The organism is Vibrio sp. V42_P2S4T144, from assembly GCF_009904715.1.
GTDB classification, from domain to species: Bacteria; Pseudomonadota; Gammaproteobacteria; order Enterobacterales; family Vibrionaceae; genus Vibrio; species Vibrio alginolyticus.
In genome coordinates this window covers 1-3272 of sequence record NZ_WXWS01000096.1, presented here as the reverse complement: position 1 = coordinate 3272, position 3272 = coordinate 1, and the positions used below count along the sequence as shown (strand labels likewise).

At 44.6% G+C, this 3272-nt stretch carries 5 protein-coding genes; all 5 read left to right on the top strand.

Annotated elements, in window-relative coordinates; genetic code table 11:
- Window positions 1-47: 47 nt before the first annotated feature.
- A complete protein-coding gene (gene nudF / locus CAG68_RS03055) occupies window positions 48-698 on the top strand; it encodes an ADP-ribose diphosphatase (RefSeq protein WP_161440775.1) in 651 nt (216 codons plus the stop codon).
- Window positions 698-1141 (top strand): DUF1249 family protein, encoded by a 444-nt coding sequence (locus CAG68_RS03050; RefSeq protein ID WP_017633603.1) that lies wholly within the window; start codon window positions 698-700, stop codon window positions 1139-1141. The genes nudF and CAG68_RS03050 overlap by 1 nt, the downstream gene beginning before the upstream one ends.
- A 61-nt stretch (window positions 1142-1202) precedes the next feature.
- Complete coding sequence (cpdA, locus tag CAG68_RS03045; protein ID WP_161440774.1) at window positions 1203-2009, top strand: 3',5'-cyclic-AMP phosphodiesterase; 807 nt, start codon at window positions 1203-1205, stop codon at window positions 2007-2009.
- A gap of 47 nt (window positions 2010-2056) precedes the next feature.
- Complete coding sequence (gene yqiA / locus CAG68_RS03040; protein ID WP_161440773.1) at window positions 2057-2641, top strand: esterase YqiA; 585 nt, start codon at window positions 2057-2059, stop codon at window positions 2639-2641.
- A gap of 249 nt (window positions 2642-2890) precedes the next feature.
- Window positions 2891-3272, top strand: a 382-nt coding sequence (locus tag CAG68_RS03035; RefSeq protein ID WP_237667832.1) for an ATP-binding protein, incomplete at its 3' end; no start/stop codon positions are given.

Below are 3272 nucleotides of genomic sequence, written 5' to 3'. Positions count from 1 at the left end.
GCGAATAACAATGAGTAAACTACAGGATTCACTCAGAGAGGTGTTGAATGCAACAGCGTGACAAACAACAACAAGATTTTACTTCGCGAGATGTAAAAGTCATCTCGAAAGAAACCTTAATTGAAGGTTTTTTCAAAATGGTGAAATACCGCTTTCAGCATAGGCTATTTGCTGGTGGTTGGAGTGGAGTTATCGAACGAGAAATGTTCGAGCGTGGTCACGCAGCAGCGATGCTTCCTTATGATCCAAAGACGGACCAGGTCGTAATCATTGAACAGATTCGTATTGGCGCGTTGGAACATGAACACCCTTGGCAGCTAGAAATTGTCGCCGGTATGATTGACCGCGATGAATCTGCTGAAGCCGTAATTCGTCGAGAGGCTGTCGAAGAAGCGGGGATTCAGGTGGGGCGCGTTGTACCTGTTACTTCCTATTATCCTTCGGCTGGTGGTTGCTCGGAAAAGCTAGACGTCTTTGTTGGTGAAGTGGATGCGTCTAAAGCGCACGGCATTCATGGTTTAGACTATGAGAATGAAGATATCCGCGTTCATGTCATGAGTCGTGAAACGGCGTATCAATGGGTGAAGGACGGAAAATTTGAAAATGGTGCGTCGATTATTGCGTTGCAATGGCTGCAATTACACCATCAAGAGTTAAAGTCAGAATGGGGACTATCCCAAACGGTGGAGAGTGAGTAATGGCACAATTGGCTGAAAAACAACAATATCATGTTGATTTAGCTGGTCTTATGAGAACGTATGAGACCAACTACGCTAAGTTGAACGCCTTATTGCCTGCTTCTGCCGAAGTTGGGGATGTACGTTGCTACCAAGCGGCGAACATGGTTTACCAATTGACCGTGAATGAAATCACAAAATACACCACAGTTGTTGAGATATGTCAGAGTGATGAAACGCCAGTGTTTCCTTTACCGACGATGTCTGTCAGGCTTTATCATGATGCGAGAGTAGCCGAAGTATGCTCAAGCGGAGAGTTCTCTCGCATAAAAGCTAAGTATGATTATCCCAATGACCAACTGATGCAGAAAGATGAAAAGCATCAATTAAACACATTCCTCGGTGAATGGCTGACGTTTTGTTTACGAAGTGGTATCAGTAGAACACCACTTGCCTTCAATTGATCGTCACGTCACTAAAGGAAAATAACAAATAACGATATAGTGGACGAATCAGGTTTTCATTTTGCAATCATCTAGTGACAGCATCAAACTTTTACAAATTACGGATACTCATCTGTTTGCTGCCGATGAGGGAAGTTTGCTAAGCGTAAAAACAATCGATAGCTTCAATGCTGTTGTTGCTGATGTTTTACGCCGCAACGTGGCGTTTGATTACATCTTGGCGACGGGGGATATTTCCCAAGACCATAGTGCAGAATCTTATCAGCGCTTTGCCAACGGCATTGAACCGCTAGAGAAAGACTGTTTTTGGCTACCTGGTAATCATGATTACAAGCCTAATATGGGCAGTGTTTTGCCTTCGCCACAAATCAAAGCCGCAGAGCATGTGTTGCTTGGCGAGCATTGGCAGTTAATTCTTTTAGACTCGCAAGTGGTTGGCGTTCCTCATGGGCGCTTGAGCGATCAGCAATTAACGCTACTCGAAGAAAAGCTAGCCGAACACCCAGAAAGACACACACTTGTTTTGTTGCATCATCACCCGTTACTGGTGGGAAGCGCGTGGCTTGATCAACATACTTTAAAAGATGCCGAAGCGTTTTGGCAGGTTGTCGAGCGTTTTGATAACGTGAAAGGCATTCTCTGTGGTCATGTTCATCAAGATATGAATGTGCTTCACAAGGGCATTCGAGTGATGGCAACACCCTCAACTTGTGTTCAGTTTAAGCCTAACTCGGATGATTTTGCCCTTGATACCACTTCGCCTGGTTGGCGGGAGCTGCAACTACACGCTTGTGGCGATATTACGACCCAAGTAGGTCGGCTTCCCGATGGCCAGTTCCAACCAGACTTCTCTTCTAACGGCTACTAACGCGCCCGAGCTCTCTGTTCGGGCTCGCTTTTTTGTGCGAGATATCTATGAGTAAACCTTCACTTCTTCTCTATATCCATGGCTTTAATAGCTCTCCACTCTCCATGAAAGCGAATGTGATGAGAGCCTACTGCGAGCAACATAGGCCTGATATTAAGGTGATTGTTCCCCAGTTACCTTGTTATCCTCAGCAAGCGGCGAAAATGTTGTTGGATATTCTCGAGCAATATAAAGACGACTATAAAATTGGTCTAGTGGGCAGCTCATTAGGCGGTTTTATGTCAACGTGGCTAAATGACAAGTTTGGGTTTAAAGCGGTAGTGGTCAACCCCGCAGTCAAGCCTTATGAGTTGCTAGTAGATTATTTGGGGAAGCAAACTAACCCATATACGCATGAAACCTATACACTTGAAGCTTGTCATATTGACGAGTTAAAAGCTCTTGATGTACAAAGCATCGCGTCGCCACATTCTTTTTGGTTATTGCAACAAACAGAAGATGAGGTTTTAGACTATCGACAAGCGGTAGATAAGTTTGCAGACGCTAAGCAAACAGTAGAACAAGGCGGTGATCACAGTTTTGTAGGCTTTGAGCGTTATCCTGCACAGATTATCGAATTTCTAGAACTGTAATTCGAAAGCGATTGGAAAAGGCTCATAGTTTTTATTGATATATCCAACCGTTTCTTGACATGGGCGGTATGCTTTCCGACTATGTTTTGCCAAAAGATCTTAAGGGTCGAGGACCCTGGCTACTTTGTTATGCATCATGTTTACAAACTCTTAGTGATGTGAACAGGGTGGCTTTTTCGTTTCCTGAGTATGGGTACGCCCATTGGTGATACTCAGGCAACAAGTAAACTTTGAGAATAATTCCGTATTATGACTGAACAATATAATGCTGGTGCCATTGAAGTACTGAATGGCTTAGAGCCAGTACGTCGCCGACCAGGGATGTATACGGATACAGCGCGCCCAAACCATTTGGGCCAAGAAGTTATCGACAACAGTGTCGATGAAGCGCTAGCCGGACATGCCTCAAAAGTACAAGTCATCCTACATGCTGACCAATCACTCGAAGTGATCGATGATGGTCGAGGCATGCCTGTTGATATCCACCCAGAAGAGAAAGTATCAGGCGTAGAGCTAATTCTATGTAAGCTACATGCGGGTGGTAAGTTCTCTAACAAAAACTACCAATTCTCTGGTGGTTTGCACGGGGTAGGTATATCTGTAGTAAACGCGTTGTCAAAACGCGTTGAAG